The sequence below is a fragment of the Oscillatoria salina IIICB1 genome, assembly GCF_020144665.1.
Lineage (GTDB): Bacteria > Cyanobacteriota > Cyanobacteriia > Cyanobacteriales > SIO1D9 > IIICB1.
Genome location: NZ_JAAHBQ010000098.1, coordinates 1 through 17,938, shown reverse-complemented (window position 1 = coordinate 17,938; position 17,938 = coordinate 1). Strand labels below are relative to the sequence as shown.

Annotated in this window: 7 protein-coding genes; 3 read left to right on the top strand and 4 right to left on the bottom strand. The window is 42.1% G+C overall.

Features of this window, described 5'->3' with window-relative positions; translation table 11 throughout:
- The first annotated feature begins 715 nt into the window (after positions 1-715).
- Entirely contained in the window at positions 716-1,960 is a 1,245-nt protein-coding gene (locus tag G3T18_RS21985) for a vWA domain-containing protein (protein WP_224412739.1), read from the top strand.
- Positions 1,961-2,188: 228 nt separating this feature from the next.
- On the opposite strand, the gene G3T18_RS21980 is transcribed toward G3T18_RS21985, so the two are convergent.
- Entirely contained in the window at positions 2,189-3,268 is a 1,080-nt protein-coding gene (locus tag G3T18_RS21980; RefSeq protein ID WP_224412738.1) for a PIN/TRAM domain-containing protein, read from the bottom strand.
- 291 nt (positions 3,269-3,559) lie between these two features.
- Here G3T18_RS21980 and hemW point away from each other — a divergent pair, with 291 nt between their 5' ends.
- Positions 3,560-4,813 (top strand): radical SAM family heme chaperone HemW, encoded by a 1,254-nt coding sequence (gene hemW / locus G3T18_RS21975; protein ID WP_224412737.1) that lies wholly within the window; start codon positions 3,560-3,562, stop codon positions 4,811-4,813.
- A 336-nt stretch (positions 4,814-5,149) separates the two neighbouring features.
- Here the strand turns inward: hemW and G3T18_RS21970 are convergent, their stop codons facing one another.
- Positions 5,150-12,871 (bottom strand): translocation/assembly module TamB domain-containing protein, encoded by a 7,722-nt coding sequence (locus G3T18_RS21970; RefSeq protein ID WP_224412736.1) that lies wholly within the window; start codon positions 12,869-12,871, stop codon positions 5,150-5,152.
- Positions 12,872-13,913: 1,042 nt separating this feature from the next.
- Between G3T18_RS21970 and G3T18_RS21965 the strand changes: the two genes are divergently transcribed.
- On the top strand, positions 13,914-14,897 hold the full coding sequence (locus tag G3T18_RS21965) for an NAD-dependent epimerase (protein WP_224412735.1): 984 nt from the start codon (positions 13,914-13,916) through the stop codon (positions 14,895-14,897).
- A gap of 2 nt (positions 14,898-14,899) precedes the next feature.
- Here the strand turns inward: G3T18_RS21965 and G3T18_RS21960 are convergent, their stop codons facing one another.
- The gene (locus G3T18_RS21960) at positions 14,900-16,237 is read right to left on the bottom strand and encodes a protein kinase domain-containing protein (RefSeq protein ID WP_224412734.1); all 1,338 of its coding nucleotides are present in this window, start codon (positions 16,235-16,237) and stop codon (positions 14,900-14,902) included.
- Between the two features lie 94 nt (positions 16,238-16,331).
- The gene (locus tag G3T18_RS21955; protein WP_224412733.1) at positions 16,332-17,762 is read right to left on the bottom strand and encodes a serine/threonine protein kinase; all 1,431 of its coding nucleotides are present in this window, start codon (positions 17,760-17,762) and stop codon (positions 16,332-16,334) included.
- Positions 17,763-17,938 lie beyond the last annotated feature (176 nt).

Sequence of the window (17,938 nt, the reverse complement as noted above, 5' to 3'; positions counted from 1 at the left end):
ATTTCGCATTCCTTAAAACCTTTCAAGAGAAAAAATAGGTAGAGAACATTTACCGATCCCAGAATTAAAGCTGATTGTTTTGAATTTAATTGAATCAAGCTACCAAAATTGGCAAGTGGTGCTGGGTGTCATCCTCACGCTAGAAACACTCGCTGAGAAACCTAATCTTGGGCGATCGCCATAGTGTAAGCTTAGGTATGGAGTAGATCCCTAGCAATACAGCAATCTACAAGTTATCCTGAAATTAAGGAGTAGAAAGGCAGTCGGGGATCTTTTTACCAGAAAAACTGGGTTTAAAGCCTCGCCCTTTAGATGATTTCTTGCCAACTTATGGTGAGAAACCCATTAGGTAGAAATCGTCACCGAAAGCGAATTAAGCGAGGATTATATCGTTCTTGCGGGAAATGGCAGTTCGGTCAATGCTGACTGCAATGCTACAGCAAATATCCTCAAAAAAGTAGCGGCGACTTTGAAGTTTTCTCTCAAAGGAGTCAGTAGTGACGCTTTGACTACGCCAAATAGAGTCCATTTTGGGATGGCTTAAGAATCCCCTCCCTTTAGCAACGCGGAGGGAGGGGAGCAGTCAATTCCAGGACAGCCAAGAAAGAGGCTGATAGTTAGCCCGGTATAGGTCAAATTCCGTACAAAGCTGAAAGTAATATTTGCCTATGAAATCAGCAACTATCTTGTATTGCTTTACTAGGAGTTCAGTGCAATGAAAGTTGGTATACAGCCACTTTTAAATGATTCTCATATCGATGCCCATCAAGCAAATAGTCAGCGCCAGTTATCAGTCTCCATTTCTGCGGTTTCCAGTGGGATTGAAAGGACTTTACCACTGAATCTGTGTTTAATCCTCGACCAAAGCGGATCGATGCACGGAAGACCAATGGATACAGTAAAACAAGCAGCAATGCGCCTAGTAGAGCGATTATCCCCCAGCGATCGCCTTTCAGTCATCGTCTTTAATCATCGCGCCAAAGTTCTGATTAACAATCAATCCGTCGAAGACATCGAACAAGTGAGAAGACAGATTAATCAACTTAGCGCCGACGGAGGTACAGCCATAGACGAAGGAATGAAACTAGGTATCGAAGAAGTAGCCAAAGGAAAAACCGATACCGTTTCTCAAATTTTCCTCCTCACCGACGGCGAAAACGAGCATGGCGATAACAAAAAATGCCTTAAATTCGCCGAATTAGCCTCAGAATACAACATCACCCTCAACGCCCTCGGCTTCGGTGCAAACTGGAACCAAGATGTCTTAGAAAAAATTTCCGATGCGGCGGGAGGCACTCTTTGCTATATTGAGCGACCAGAACAAGCGATCGACGAATTTGGGAGATTATTTACCCGCATTCAGTCAGTAGGCTTAACCAACAGTTACTTACTGCTGGAATTAATCTCAGGAGTCCGCTTGGCAGACTTAAAACCCGTTGCCCAAGTAGCCCCAGAAACCATAGAATTACCTTTACAACAAGAAGGAGATCGCTTCATGGTTCGTTTAGGCGACTTGATGACCGATGCCGAACGAGTCGTACTAGCTAACTTATACATCACCCAACAACCTATCGGAAGACGAATAATTGCCAACGTCCAAGTACGTTACGACGATCCAGCATTAGGGAAGGAAAAATTACTCTCAGAAAAAATACCAGTAGAAGCAGAATTTCAACAAGCATACCAACCCGCACCGAATCAAAACGTCCAGAAATCGATTTTGGCACTCGCCAAATATCGCCAAACCCAACTAGCCGAACAAAAACTGCAACAAGGCGATCGCGCGGGTGCTGCCACCATGTTACAAACCGCAGCCAAAACCGCCCTACAATTAGGCGATACCAGTGGCGCAACCGTACTGCAAACCAGCGCCACTAGATTACAAGAAGGAGAAGAACTTTCCGAAAGCGATCGCAAGAAAACTCGTATCGCTTCCAAAACTATGTTGCAAGATTCTTAAGGGATTGGGGATTGGGGACTGGGGACTGGGGACTGGGGATTGGGGATTGGGGATTGGGGATTGGGGACTGGGGATTGGGGATTGGGGACTGGGGACTGGGGACTGGGGATTGGGAAGGAGGATAAACTGTTAACTGCTCACTGTTAACTGCTCACTGTTAACTGATAACTGCTCACTGTTAACTGCTCACTGTTCACTGTTAACTGATAACTGCTAACTGATAACTGTCTAAGCCACCATCGAAGCTTGAGGTTTAGCGAAAATCATCCTTCCCGCCGAAGTTTGCAAAGCCGAAGTAACAATTACCCGAATTTCTGAACCCAGATAATCCCGTCCTTCATCCACTACCACCATCGTACCGTCTTCGAGATAACCAACTCCTTGAGCAGCTTCCTTACCTTCCTTAAGAATTTTGACCTCTAAACTATCTCCTGGGAGATAAATTGGGCGTACCGCTTGCGCTAAATCATTCACATTCAGTGCTGCCACTTTCTGCAAACTAGCAACTTTATTAAGGTTATAGTCATTAGTCAGAAGCGTACCATTAATTTCTTGAGCCAAATGCACTAACTTAGCGTCTACCGTAGTAATCTCCTCAAAATCCGCCGGATGAATATTAATCTGTTCTGGATAAGTTTCCTGCATTCGGTTGAGAATATCTAATCCCCTCCGTCCCCGGATGCGCTTTTGATCGTTAGCAGAGTCAGCCAACATTTGCAACTCCTGTAAGACAAAATGAGGGATCAGAATTTGACCTTCCACAAATCCGGTGTTGAGCAATTCTTCAATGCGACCGTCAATAATGCAGCTAGTGTCTAAAATTTTCGTACAGGCAGGTTTCAGCGTTCCTTCTGCTAGTAAAATCGTTTCCAAGCTATTGGGATTAATCAGGCGCAAAAAAGTGCGACCATGAGTGTCAGCGAGGCTAACTCCTAGAAAAGCAAACAGGACGCTACCCAAAATAGCTATCATCGGCTTAATGAAACTAAATTCCTTCGGAATTGGTAGTAAGAAAATCGGTGCTAGCATCAAATTAGCTAGTAACAGTCCGATCGCCAAACCCACTGCTCGTGTGAGAATAACTTCAATCGGAGTATTGCTAACTCGCCGTTCGATCCGACGATAAGTAGTTTGTGCAGTTAAGCCGATCGCTAAACCGACGATCGCTGTGAAACTCGCTGAGATCCAACGTACTGCTTCGACGTTTGAAACTTGGGTGAGTACATCGTCAGGAAGTAATTCTACAGCGTCATAGCCGATTCCGGCGGCTGCTACGATGAATATAATTATGATGACTGCATCTATCATGATTCCATTCCCATAAAATTAAAATTTGCGTTTGGCTGGTCAGTATATTTTCCTACGCTCATTTATTATATCTTTGACGTATTTCCTGTTTTCCATGCCTTCGGTTGCTCAAATTGCGGTTCAAAAGCTCAAATCCTCATCAATTCAGACAGATTATGATTTTCTTACTTCTTTTGCCACTGTTGTCTTTTCTTTAACATTATTTAAGTTAAATTTTTCAACTTTTTTGAGTTTGCTAAACCTTCAAAATTTTTAATTGACAACAGTTAACCATTTCGGAAAATTATTTTTATGACGGCTACTTTCCCCACGACAATAAATTTGATTTTTCCCGAAACAGTACCTCAATTTACCAATTCTGCATATATTCATATTCCCTTCTGTCGTCGCCGTTGTTATTACTGTGATTTTCCTATTTCGGTGTTAGGTGACAAAGCTAGGGGTGAAAATTCTGGTTCAATCGAACAGTATGTAGAGGTGCTTTGTGCGGAAATTAGTCAAACCACAACACCAAAAAATCAATTAGAAACTGTATTTTTTGGTGGGGGAACTCCTTCACTGCTTTCTGTTCAACAGTTAGAACGTATTTTAGCAACCTTAGAGCGATATTTTGGGATCTCTCCTAGGGCGGAAATTTCCCTAGAAATTGACCCAGGAACATTTACTAGGAATCAACTAAGAGGTTATTATCAGGCAGGAGTAAATCGAGTTAGTTTAGGAGTGCAAGCATTTCAAGACGAAATCTTGCAAATCTGCGGGCGATCGCATACCACTACTGATATTTTTGCAGCTATTGAGATCGTCCGCCAAGTAGGGATAGCTAACTTTAGTTTAGATTTAATTTCTGGTTTACCGCATCAGACTTTAGCAAGGTGGGAAGAATCTTTAGAAAATGCTGGTCAGATTTCGCCCGCGCACATTTCTTGCTACGATCTAGTCTTAGAGCCTGTAACTGCCTTTGGGCGCAAGTATCAACCGGGTAAGAAACCTTTACCAACCGATAAAATAACTGCCCAAATGTATCGTCAAGCACAGCAAATTTTGAGCAGTTATGGTTATCAACATTATGAAATTTCTAATTACGCGCGATCGGGATTTCAATGTCGTCACAACCGCGTATATTGGGAAAATCGCCCTTATTATGGCTTTGGGATGGGTGCAGCTAGCTATGTCAATAGACAGAGATTTACTCGTCCTCGTACCAGAAAAGAATATTATGCTTGGGTAGAGGCTGGATGTGAGATTGATGTACCTAAATCTGATGCTAATGATGTATTGCTAGAAACATTGATGTTAGGATTACGTCTAGCTGAGGGGATCAATTTAGCTTGGATTAATCAATACTACGGTCAAGAAATAATCAAGCAAATTTGGGATTGTTTGCAGCCCTACTATCAACAAGGTTGGGTTGAAATTATTGACGCGGAAATTGAGGTTAAGGAAAGAAAAACTTTACCTATTACTGGAAACTTAAGATTAAGCGATCCCGATGGTTTTTTATTTTCTAACACAATTTTGTCAACTTTATTTAGTCAGTTAGAGTAAGACTAAAAACTAATTTGTTTATAGTCTAGTAAACCAGATACAGCAAATTCTACATCAAAAAAGTACACAACTATTGTTGTTGATAGTCTTCCTGAAGTGGACGAGGGGACACCTCCAACTCATCCACCTCAGCAAACCATGCTGTCCATTTTTCGCAGAGAGTATCGATAAAAATCAGCCTCTTCAGATTATTCCTTAAGTTAATAATTTGAAGATCTGAAGCTACAACCTAATCCTAATAATCAATTATAATTATACCAAGTTGTGTCTAGAGATAGTGTCATTACAAGGCAATTAGGTAGAAAAATGCGATCTTACTCTTGAAAAGATTCTCAACTAAAATCTAACTTCATACTCGATTGTAGCTCTAGTATTACCTTCAAGATTAGTGGAACCGCGAACAATAGTTTGTTCATCCAGACGATAGCGAACACCATAGAGAAAAGGATCGTCAGTAGTTAAGACTTTAATTACTGTAAAAGAAAAGCGATCGCCAAATTCTATTCCTACTTCTGCACCTAATCCTAAAGTCGAGTCTCTTCCTTCTTCATTCGTAATTGAAGTTGGGAACAAGCGAAACTCACTCAAACCTAAAGCATTCGCAATATCATTCTGAAAACTGCCGAAAACCGCCGTCCCAGCGAGGTTTGCCAAACCTAACGTGGTATCTCCTCTACCTAAAGTATTGACAAAACCGCCACCTAACAAAGCGACAATTTCGGTTTCGCTGCGGGTAGGAGTGCTAGTTAATTCTAGATTATCGCGCAGTCGCGTCGCGGGACCTTCCACCCTCGCTTGGACGCGAATAGTTTCCGCGCTACCAAAATCAATCGGGTTGTCGATAACTTCCGCAGAGTTAGCATTTGTAGGAATCAAGTTACGAGTAGTTTCTGTTACTGAAGCGACTAAACGAATATCGAGGAGAGGATCTAATCCTTCACTGGGGGTAAAACGGGCAGTTTGTTCGTAGCCATCCGCCAAGCGAAACTGAGTAGTAAACAGGTTAACTTGACCTCGTTCTAACTTGATTGTACCTTCAGGACGCAAGTCAAAGTTAGCTAAAGTACCGTTAACAGTGAGACTACCATCAGCGTAGAAACTCAAAATTGGCGGTTGAGAAATTTCCACATCTTCGGTGAGGGCGATCGCTAAATTGTTAAACTCGACGTTATCGATATATCCGCCATTATCAGCGTCAGCCTCACCATTCCCGCCACCATTACCGCCACCACCTGCACCAGCAGCTTCTCCTAACAAGATGCGACCGTCAAATAAGTCTAGATTACCACCAATTTGCGGTTGGAGGGCGCTACCGCTAATTTGTACTGCCCCGCTAACACCACCGTTATAAATTCCTTTAAAGTTAAGGGCGAGTTGGTTGAGACAAACGGTAAGGGGATCTTGCGGATTGGGATTTGTTTCGCAGAGTTGGGCTGGGGGAGAAATTGTGACACCTGTCCCAGAAATGGGTATATTTCCGGCGGCGAATACTTCACCACCACCAAAGTCACCAGTGAGATTTTCCACTTGAATGCGATCGAAGTTAAATTGAATATTGCCTTGAACATCGGTAAGCGGTTGGTTATCTAAAGCTTGGGCTGCTATAGTCGCATTGGAGAAAGATGCTCTACCTTGGGCGACAATTGCATTTGGGCGATTGGTTTCGGTGTTAAATGTGCCAGAAATATCCAGATTTACCTCACCATTACCTTCTCTCCAAGCGATCGCGTTACTGGTTAAAACGCTCAGTAATGCCAATCCTTCGTCTTGGACGTTAATATTTAAGTTCAATTCGTCACTGGCTGGTTCTTCTGAGGCGAAGGGTAACATAATTGGTATGCTACCACTGATTTGTAAAGGTTCTTCTACTTCGGTTGCTAATAATTCTGTACCTGTGGGTGCCACAAGCGGCATTCCTGAGTTAGCGGCGAATTCTAAACGAGCATTGTTATAACTAAAACTACCTCGAATTGCTTCAATAGTGTTGTTATTAATTGAGGCATCGGCGATCGCTATTTCTCCTTTTGCTTGGGGATTTTCTTGACTGCCAGCCAGGGCTGCGGTAGCGTTAATTCTGCCGTCGGAAATAGCCACGGGTAAATTAATCTCACTAGCAAATAAGTTAATCGGGACGTTAGCTAATCTTAATTGTCCCGATTGATTCTCACCAAAAATTGTCCCCGAAAAAGCGATAAAACTATTTTCTGGTTCGAGTTGAATTCTCACGGGTGCGAGAGTAATAACCCCATTTTCATATTCGCCTCTAGCTATTACTGTTTCGGCTTGATACTGTTCTAATTGCCAATTTTGTCCTCGGAAGTCAAAATCAGCTTCAATGCCGCTAGAGAGGGAACCAGTGACTTGTGCTTGTCCGGTAAAGTTACCTGTTAATTGAGCTATATCTGGAATGGGAGATTCATTTTTAATCTGTTCGATTTCTGCTAGAAATGCTTCTACTTCGGAAAGTAATCGTAGTTGGGAAAGTAATTTTCTCTCTTGGGAACCTAGAGAAATTGTACCAAGTTGGGCGGCATTTCCATAAGCAGGAGCATTTAAACCGCGACGTAATTCTTGTAAGTCAAATACTTGGGCTGCGAGAAGTACATCTTGAATTTTACCTTCTTGAACGTTGAGATTTGCGGCAATTTCGGGACCGGAAATAGAAGGATTTACTTCTGCTTCTAGTTGATACCTACTTTCGCCTTTTGTCAAGACTGCGTTATCAATATTTATAAATCCTCGTTCGTAAACAATATCAGCTTCTAAATTATCTCCTGTAAAAGCACCAATACTGGGTTGTGCGATCGCAATATCTCCGCTAACACCGAAAGTATCGAGATCGACAACAAGATTACCACTAAAATCGCCAGAAACAGGTTTAGCCGCGATCGCGGGTGGTAATCTGGAGTTAATGACTTGTTTGGCAAGGGTAATGGGAAAGTTTTCTGCTTCTACTTGTAAAGTGTTTCCTACTATCCCACCACTAGCAGTCACTTCATTGAGTTGAATTTGAAAAGATTCAGGTAAATAATTCTCTCCGAGGGCTACTTGAATTACGTCATTTGTTCCAGTTAAATTTAAGTTGATTCCCGTTTGAGGTGTAGAACTAATTGTTCCGGTTAATAAAGGATCGAAATCAAGTAAAGGAGCTATTTTTTCGTTTAAATTCTGGTTTTCTGGGATAATTCTGTCTATAGTTCTTTGTGGATCAATTGCTAAATTCTGCAAAGCAATTTCACCATTAATATTAGGGTTACTGACTGTACCCACAATGCTACCATCGAAATCTAAACTACCTGCTAATTGAATTCCTGTTGCTTGTCGAGGTAAAAATTTATCCACAGGTAAAGCAGCGAGATTTAAACCATCTATATCTAAATTTAAGTCAAAATCTTGAATCCTTTGTAAACCAGTTCTCGCTAAATTGACATCGACATAACCACTAATATCGATATTTTCGCCAGTGATATCTCTAATATTCAAACGGCTACCATTCCAAGCAAAATCGGCACTTACTGCACCTGGTATTAAAGACAAACCTTCGCTAAAATTTAACTGTCCTTCAGCTTCAATTGTCTGGGGATTAAGATTAGCTAAATTTCCTGTTACTTGTAATCTTCCACTCACTTCGTCTCTTAACTGAGGGGAAAGAAAAGCTGAGTTTATTCCTTCAGTAATTAAAGTTGCTTGGAAATCACCATTATTGACATTTAAATTAGTTGCAGTAACGCTTCCACCGGCGACTTCTACAGCAAGATCGCCTTGTAAATCGAGGGTAGTAGTTTGGAGATTATTGATATTTCCCGCTATGTCCAAATTAGCTGTTGCTGTCCCCAAACTTTCTGCTAAATTTTGTGCTTCTAAAGGTAAAAGATTAGCAAAACGTTGGGCATTTATTCCGGTTGTGTCAATGCTAGCTTGAAAATTGCCATTATTCAAATTAACATTCGTAGCCGTCAGATTTCCGCCAGCAATTTCTAAAGCGATATCTCCTTGAAAATTCAAAGCTGACGGTTGGAGATTGTTTAAATTACCCGCAATCAAAAAATCCCCTGTAGCCGTCCCAAAACTATCAGCTAAACCTTGCGCCCTTGGTGGTAAAATTGAGGCAAAACGAGCAGCATTGAGAGAATTTGCTGCAATATTTCCTTGAAAATTACCGTTATTCAAACGAAAATTTGTTGCAGTTAAATTTCCGCCAGCAACATCAATATTAGCATTACCTTGTAACAACAATGCTGAGGGTTGGAGATTATTTAAATTACCCGCAATAAAAAAATTTCCGGTTGCAGTCCCCAAAGTTTCAGCTAAGTTTTGTGACTGAGGGGGAAAAAAAGCAGTAAAACGTCCCCCATTAATATTAGCTACATCTAAATTAGCTTGAAAAGTCCCGTTACGCGATCGCAAATTCGTCGCTGTCACTCTCCCCCCAGCCACTGCTACCGTCGCGCTACCTGCTACATTAATCGCGGAAGGCTGTAAATTAGCCAAATTAGCGGTAATTTGCAAATTAGCGCTAGCATCGCCTAGCGTCGGAGCGATTTCTGCCGCATTAGGAGGTAAAATCTCTGTAAAACGCCCAGTATTGACATCTCTCGCAATTACTGTTGCGTTCAAATTACCATTATCCACTTGTAGCGAGGGAACCACAAGACTACCACCTGCTACATTAGTTAATTGTGCCGAACCTGAACCTTGAATAGTTCCAGGGGTAAAATTTAAACCACCTGCAACCTCAAAGTTACCCGTTAAATTCGCTGACTCTAACGGACTAGGCAGATTCGGCACTGTTAACTTTCCCAATTGTACGTCAGAAGCTTGCACATCTGCCTCCCAACGTCTACCACCCAACGCAATATTAGTAGCTGTCAACACTCCACCCGCAGTATTAATTGTTGCAGCACCCGTTCCCGCGATCGCTTCCGGGGACAACTCAGTCAAACTACCCGCCAAATCAAAATTACCGCCCAAAGTCCCAGCCAAACGGGGGTCTAAATTTTCTAACTCAACTCCCGCCGCTTGAATATTCCCCTGCCAGCGTCCATTATTAACCGTAATTTCACTAGCCGTGACTGTGCCGCCTGCTACATTCACTTGCCCCGCACCCACACCCCGAATACTATCGAGAGCAAAAGAATCCAGACTGCCTGTAGCATTAAACACACCATTAACTCTACCTGGACGCAATTGGACAGGTAAAGAAGCAAGCTGAGATAACTGCACGCCATTCGCTCTAACTTGAGTTTGCCAGCGTCCCTGATTCACCGTAAGATCGCTAGCAACGATCGTGCCGCCTGCTACATTAACTTGGGCTGCACCCGTAGCTTGAATAGTTTCTGGTTCAAACGAAGCCAAACTGCCAGTAACATTAACAACACCATTAATTCGTCCCTGTTCCAATTGCGGCGGGACATTTGCCAAACCCGACAACTGCACGCCATTTGCTTGTACCCGACCTCGCCAGCGTCCATTGTCAACCGTAATATTACTGATATTTACTGTGCCGCCCGCGACATTAGTTTGGGCAGTACCGATCGCGCGAATCGTTTCTAAATCGAAAGAATCGAGACTCCCAGAAACTTGAAAAAGCCCGTTTACCCGTCCTCGTTGCAATTGCGGCGGAACCGCACCCAAAGCCGAGAGTTGTACACCATTCGCTCTAACTTGACTTTGCCAGCGTCCCTCATCTACCTGAAGATCCGTAGCCGTAATTGTACCACCTGCGACATTCACCTGCGCCGCACCCGTAGCATTAAGCGTCGATGGTGCAAAAGAAGCGAGACTCCCAGAAACATTAACAACCCCATTGAGATTACCTTTTTGCAAAGCCGGGGGTAACTGTTCAAAAGCCGCTAACTGCACCCCATCAGCTTGTACTTTCGCCTGCCAAACTCCATTATCAGCAGTAATATTATTAGCAACCACATTGCCGCCAGCAATATTTAAATTCGCCGCACCTTTAATGTCAATCGTATCGGGGCGAAAAGAATCAATACTACCCTCAACATTAAAGACACCATTAAGTCTACCAGGAGGAACGCTAGCCGGAACCTTGGGCAAACGATTAAGCTGGATGCCTTCAGTACGCACGATCCCCTTCCAACGCCCATCAGCCACTTGAATGTCATTCACAGCCACGCTACCACCCGCAGCTTGGAAATTCGCCGAACCCTTAGCTTGAATATTTTTCGGTTGATTCAGAGGACCAAAAATTTGTAATTGTCCCGAAACCGGACTAATCGGAAGCGGGAGAGGTTGTTCGTAAAGACGCGCAATCTCTGTAGCCGGAATTGTATTCCCTTGGACATCGAAAACTAAACCGCTATTTTCACCGAGATTAATTTCTCCCTTACCCGTAATTTTACCGCCAACCGTAGGAGTCGCCTGAAAATCGGTAATTGCTAAAGTCGTATCTTCCAGCGTCGCTGTCGCTTTCACCGCCTCAAATTTTAACTTATCAATTTGGATTGGTTCGGTAGCTGCTACCTCAACATCAACTTTCGGTTCAGCGATCGCACCCGTAATTGTAAATCCTGCTTGTAATTGTCCCGCAACTGGTGGCAAATCTTGAAGCGTCAATTGATTTTCTGGAGTTTCTGCTGCTGCTGTCGCAGGAGTTTCGGTTTCTGCTGTCGCGGGAGTTTCGGTTGCAGACTCAGTTTCCTCTGGATTAGCAGCAGTTTCCTCACGACGTTTAGCTGACTCGATAACTATTTCCCCAGTCGCAGTTTCCCCACCGGGTGTCACTGACTCGATAACTCGTTCCCCAGTCGCAGTTTCCCCACCAGGTGTCGCTGACTCAATAACTCGTTCCCCTGGCTGAGACTCAGTAGTCGCCGTATTTTCCTCTTCAGTTGCAGGAGTTTCAGTTTCTGGTGAAGCTTCCGTAGTAGGAGGAGTTTGCGGTTTCCCTGTCGCAGCTTCCTTATCCTCAATTCCCGCAGTCACCAGAACTTGTTTCACCGAAACTGGGGCTGTTTTCGCAGTGACATTGTAACCTTCTTCCAGGTCTACCACACCCTCAGTAACCACAGGAATTTCACCAAAGATAGTAGCAACCTTATCGATAACTATTTCCTGTCCTTGAAAGCGAACTTGACCATTAGTTTGTCGAAAAGCTTGGGGAAGTTGTGCGACTTGAGCGCGAACATCTTGTAAACTAGCAGTTCCTTGAATAAGAGGAACTTCCTCACCAGTTGCCAACTCCAAATCTAAATTAGCATTTACCTGACCACCTTGGAGACTTACCACCGGAATCACTACTAAACGAGAAGCTTCAGTAACGCTGATATTTTGAGCAGAAATGTTTAAATCCAGTTGTTCGGGGAGTTTTTCACCTTGAATTTGGAAATTCCCCTTCACCATTTCCCCGCGTGCATCAAAGACGATACGTGTATTTTCATCAAAGAAACGTACCGTACCCGAAGGAACCGCGATCGCCACAGGTTCTTGTAAATTTCCCCCTGCGGTTCTCCCTACCAGCAACACATCCCCATCTTGCAAGCGTAGCGTCTGGAGATCCACTTTAATCGGACCCGGTTCTTGTTCGACAATTTGGGTTTCAATCCAGACACCCTCTGGATTTTGCTCGATATAAATCTCCGGTTCCACCAAAGTCACATCCAGTTCCAGAGTCCGATTTAAAATCAACTTCAGTGGGTCAAAACGCGCTCTCACAGCCTCAATAATCACCCGATCCGTATCCGTTGACGTTGCCGGAATTACCGTTTCTCCAAAGCGAATCCCGCCCAAAGAGAAGCCCTCAACCTCACCCACCTCAACCGGACGAGCCAAAATATTTTCCAGACTTTGCTCAACCCTCGGAGCTAACTGTCGTTGGACAAAAATCCAGCCATAAGTCAACCCTCCACCAACCCCCAACAGTAAAAGCGTACCCAACCATAACCAAAGCCGTCGCTTTTTCGGTGGTGGCGGAGTAGTTGCTTCCTCTTCAGGCTGTTGAATGGTAGTATTTTGCTGTAGTTCGTCCCCAGGATCGTTAGCGCGATCGCGAACATTTGGTTCTGAATCTTGATTCGGATTAGAAGGATTCGTCATTTTTTCACAAACACCTGTCGTGAGCGATCCGCTTACTTAGATAGCACCTATCGAGCTACAAAGTTCGGATATTGAGAATTGTCCACCATAGATTGTAGCTAGCAAACCGCCATCAATTTCGATCATCATACTCAGATCGAACGATGAAAAGCTAGTCTCGAAGATAACAGCGATCGGCTCTAGCTCAATTTTCTCTCTCTGCTGGGTCGTTGACACCTCACCCATCAACTTTACCAAAAAAAATGGGTTTAAAGCCTCGCTGTTCTACGGCGACTTTGATTGAAAAGAAACTAGAAAGTTAGTACAATAGTCGATCGCGAGTAAAACGAAAATCTACGTGATTCTTCGCTCTAGTAGGTCGAAAACCCGGTAAGTAAGAAACAACGGTTAGATTGGCTCTAACGGCAGTATGACTAAACCACTGCAAGCTTTCTTCAGAGCGAGGAGCGTACTAAACTAGCTGAGTGATGGATGTTTGAAAGCATAAAACTCAAAAAAGTAAGCGCAATATATGCGGCTATATGTCAACATATTGAGCGTCTAGAGGCAACTTGACTGTGCCTGCAAGAGGAAAGAGAACTACTTGTGAATCCCCTCCCTTTAGCAACGCGGAGGGAGGGGAGTAGTCAACAGCATCAGTTCCTCACACTCGCTTCAATTAGACCTACCCAGAGGAAAATAGTTCCTTAAGCAAGACAAGGAAGACAAGGAGAAGGGGGAAAAGAGGGAAGACAAGGGAGAGTGGGAGGATAAACTGATAACTGCTCACTGATAACTGCTCACTACTCACTGCTCACTACTCACTGATAACTGCTCACTACTCACTGATAACTGCTCACTACTCACTGATAACTGCTCACTACTCACTGATAACTGATAACTGCTCACTGCTCACTGATAACTGCTCACTGCTCACTGATAACTGCTCACTGATAACTGCTCACTGATAACTGATAACTGCTCACTGATAACTGATAACTGCTCACTGTTAACCCCCAATCCCTAATAAAATAGATCCCAGATTTTATGATGAGGAAAAATCGTGGTCAGAATTTTAGTTACAGGTGCGGCTGGTTTTGTAGGTTTTCACCTCAGTCAAAGATTAATCTTCAGAGGAGACACAGTTATCGGACTAGATAATCTTAATTCCTACTACGATATTTCCCTCAAAAAAAACCGTCTCGCTGAACTCGAAAAATTACCTAGATTTAGTTTCCACAAGCTTGATTTGGCAGACCGGGAAAATATGGCAAAATTATTTTCTACAGAGCAATTCGATCTCGTTGCTCACATGGCAGCCCAAGCAGGTGTTCGCTATTCCCTCGAAAATCCTTATGCTTATTTAGATAGCAATCTTGTCGGTTTCATGAACATCCTTGAAGGTTGTCGTCACTCTCAAATTAAACACCTCGTTTTTGCTTCCTCTAGTTCCGTTTACGGTAAAAACAAAAAAATTCCCTTCGCTGTCGAAGATAATGTCGATTATCCCATTAGTTTATACGCCGCTACCAAAAAAGCTAACGAATTAATGGCACACAGCTACAGTCATCTTTATAATATTCCTACCACTGGCTTACGCTTTTTTACAGTTTACGGACCTTGGGGTCGTCCCGATATGGCAGTTTTTCTCTTCACCAAAGCCATCTTAGAAGATAAACCAATTAAAGTCTTTAATCACGGTCAAATGCAGCGCGATTTTACCTACGTTGACGACATCGTTGAAGGGGTTGTGCGGGTAATTGATAAGATTCCTGCACCCCAAGGCGAAAAAACTTCTGCACCCTACAAAATTTATAACATTGGCAACAATCAACCCATTGAATTAATGCAATTAATTGAAACTCTAGAAGAATGTTTAGGGAAAAAAGCAATCAAAAATATGCTTCCTATGCAACCAGGAGATGTCCCCATAACTTACGCTAATGTTGACGATTTGATGCAAGATGTTGGTTTTCGACCCAATACACCATTAAAAGTTGGTATCGAAAAATTTGTCAACTGGTATCGCTCTTACTACCAAGTTTAATTTTAATAATTGCTCAATTCATTTAGATTAGTTGTTCCTTCAGCACAACTTAATTCTCCATTTTCAAAAGTAGGTGCTGGTAATTTTATTTGACCAGGAGAATCAGCTTCGCAAAGAATAGACAAAGTAGTTTCTTGGTTATGTAACGTGCTTACCTTGGGAACACCTACATAAACAGCCCCCACATAACTCTTTATTTTATCTTCTTTAGCTATTCCGTAATGAAATGTACTTTTTTCTTCTGAGTCAACTGAGTAACTGTAGTTCTCAGTTTCAGGTACAATACTAATTCCTAACTGTTCCACAGAATCAGTAAAAGTCTTATTTTCTAACCAATAAGCTTGTTGAGCGCGATTCATCGAACCTAGGTAGTTTTTTGCTTCTGCTTGTTTAGCTTGTTGCGCTTGAGGTATTTTATTCAATAGATTGGGTAGATAAAATGATCCATATATACCTACCAAAACTGTGCCAAAGATACCACTTATAATTGCATAATTAGGTGAATCTTTGGTTTGCTTTTCCGCTTTCCGAACTTCGATTGTTTGCAAAGCTGTTAAAGCTTGTTTAGCTGTGGCAAATCTTCTTTCTGGTGCTGGTTCAAGAAGTTGTTCTAACCAATAATTAAAATCGGGATTTAGCTCAACTTTACTACTAAAGTCTATTCGCATTTGTCGCTGGGGTAAATCTGCTGGAGATATCCCAGTTAATAAATGAATTACAGTTGCTCCTAAAGCATAAAGATCCGATGCAGGAACGGCTTTTCCCCAAAGTTGTTCGGGTGGTGCATAACCGCTAGTTCCGACAACTGTAAAGGTGACTCCTTCAGCTTTAGCTTTGTCTTGTACTGCACCAAAATCTACTAAGTAAAACTGGTCATCTTTACCCAAAATTATGTTACTCGGTTTAATATCTCGGTGTAAGACTGGTGGGCTTAATTCGTGCAAATAAATCAGGATTTCTAAGATGTCTTCCGCGAGATAACGGGCTTGATTTTGGCTAAACTTTTTTCCTTTTTCGAGGATTTTCTTAACTGAAGTACCGGGAATATATTTTTGCACTAAACCAAAGTAAGGTAATTCATTTTCGCTGCTTTTCTCAACTGAGAAATAATCTAAATATTCAGGAATTCTCGGATGATTGATATTTTGCAGAACTTGTGCTTCTCTTTCAAATAGTTTCAATTCTTCCCACTGCATGAGTGGGTTAAAAGCGAGTAGTTTAACTACTACTGGAGATGAAGTTTTCAAGTCGGTTGCTAGCCAAGTTTGGCGGTTAGCATTGTTACCTAGTTCTGTTTCTAGTTGATAACGATTTTGGAGAATATTTTGAGGTTTAAACATGATTTTTGGGAGTTTGTAGCTGTTGATTGTTGAGATAATTAAGTTAGGGTAATTAAATTTTACTTCAGTGGTTACAGCAAATTTTACTGAATAGCTATTGAAGCCATTCTTCAATTTCTCTAATTAACCAGTTACTTTCAGCTTGAGTTATTTTTTTGGCTACGAAATAATGTTTTCTACGCCTTGTCTGAAAAAATATGGAGTTGAATTCATCTTTTTTGACTGCATTTATTTCTTTGGTATTTCCCTGCTGTTTGCAATAGCAAATATTGAATTTACAGCGTTTAATTACAAATTTATCTTTGGTTAAATTAAAGTGATAATCGCCAAAAAGAAAAGAATTTTTGTTTTTACGATGGAGGTCTTGAGCTATTTTATTAAATTCTCGGTTTCCTACTTTAAATAACCAAGCTAGTAAGCTGATTAAAAGGATAGATATAAAAATTACAAGCAAGGCTTCTGGTGCTATCCAACCATTCAAAATACTTAAGGTAATTACTAAAAAAATGATGAGAAAAATGATGATGGAGATGATTGCTCCAATTAAGCTCAATCCTAAAACGATTTGCAAAAGTAATTTAAGCAAATAAGTGAAAATATCAAGAAAAATTAAGAACCCTCGTCCGGGAATTTCAATCTGAAACTGAGAGGGAGATTTCTGTAGCTTTATTTTGCTGCGGAAGGGTGATGTAATTGTTTGTAGGTGATAATTGGCAAAATTACCTGTTTCTAAAGCTTCTAAGGCTTGTAAAGCTGATTGAAAGCGAAATTCTAAGTCGGGTTCAGTTAAAGTTTCAATCCAACTAATAAATTTGGGTTCGATACTGACTATTTCACGAAATTGAATGCGGAGATTGCGCTGAGGTAAATTAGCTGGTGAAGTTCCGGTTAACAGATGAATTAAAGTTGCTCCTAGTGCGTAAAGATCGGAGGCTGGTGAGGCTTTTCCCCAAAATTGTTCTAGGGGTGCGTAGCCTGTTGTACCGACGACGGTAAAGGTAACTCCTTCAACTGCTGCACTGTTTTGGACTGCGCCAAAATCGACGAGATATATTTGCTGGTTTTCGCCTAAAATAAGATTACTGGGTTTAAGGTCACGGTGGAGAACGGCTGGATTTAGTTGGTGTAGGTAGCGTAAAATTTCTAAGACTTGGATGGCGATCGCGCGCACTTGAGTTTCACTAAATCGCTTTCCTTCTTCCAATAGCTGTTGTAGGGATTTTCCCCGAATGTACTCTTGCACCATCCCAAACCAACACAAACCGCCGCCGATCTCTTTGTCTAGGGAAAAATAATCTTGATAACGAGGAATGCGCGGATGATTTAATTGTTTGAGAACTTGTGCTTCTCTCTCGAAGAGTTTAAATTCGTCCCATTGCATTTGGGGACTAAAGGCGAGTAATTTGACAATTACTGTTGAAGAATTATTAAGATCCTTGGCGATCCAAGTTTGACGACCCGCATTGTTGCTGAGTTGTTCCTCTAGTTGATAGCGAGCTCCAATTATTTGTTTGGTTTCCAGCATTTCGTTTTGTAATTGGAGAATTACCTTTTGCTTTAGTTTAACTAATCTCTTAAAATTCTAGGTTGAGTGAGGTCATAAATTAGTATCGGTGAGATTTGGCTAAATCTGGAAAAAATCTGTGTTATACTGGTTAACCCGACAAATCTTAGGGCTGCAAGCGAGTATTTTGCTTGGGT

Coding starts and splice junctions, on each gene's coding strand:
- G3T18_RS21985 (WP_224412739.1), top strand. CDS start 716: ATGAAAGTTGGTATACAGCCACTTTTAAATGATTCTCATATCGATGCC.
- G3T18_RS21980 (WP_224412738.1), bottom strand. CDS start 3,268: ATGATAGATGCAGTCATCATAATTATATTCATCGTAGCAGCCGCCGGA.
- hemW (WP_224412737.1), top strand. CDS start 3,560: ATGACGGCTACTTTCCCCACGACAATAAATTTGATTTTTCCCGAAACA.
- G3T18_RS21970 (WP_224412736.1), bottom strand. CDS start 12,871: ATGACGAATCCTTCTAATCCGAATCAAGATTCAGAACCAAATGTTCGC.
- G3T18_RS21960 (WP_224412734.1), bottom strand. CDS start 16,237: ATGTTTAAACCTCAAAATATTCTCCAAAATCGTTATCAACTAGAAACA.
- G3T18_RS21955 (WP_224412733.1), bottom strand. CDS start 17,762: ATGCTGGAAACCAAACAAATAATTGGAGCTCGCTATCAACTAGAGGAA.